Raw genomic sequence first — 230 nt, forward strand, 5'->3', positions numbered from 1 at the left:
GGTTGTCGCCGTGCAGTCGCAGGCCCGGTGCCTGGCTCGGGCATTTATCCAGGTGCAAGGCATCCATGGCGATCACGCTGACGCCATCGCTGGCCGGCAGACGCTCGAGCAATTGCGTCTGAGTCAGGAGCAGTTCGACGCCGCTGTCGCGGAGCATGTACGCGAGACGCTCGGCCGGATAATCCGGATCAAGCGGCACATAGGCGCCGCCGGCCTTGATGATCGCCAGC

General features: G+C 65.2%; 1 protein-coding gene. It reads right to left on the reverse strand.

Features of this window, described 5'->3' with window-relative positions; translation table 11 throughout:
- Positions 1-230: AMP-binding protein (locus AAEY83_RS19015; protein ID WP_351061835.1), on the reverse strand; the 230-nt coding region annotated here is incomplete at both ends.

The organism is Psychrobacter sp. TB20-MNA-CIBAN-0197 (assembly GCF_040309765.1).
GTDB lineage: Bacteria > Pseudomonadota > Gammaproteobacteria > Pseudomonadales > Moraxellaceae > Psychrobacter > Psychrobacter submarinus.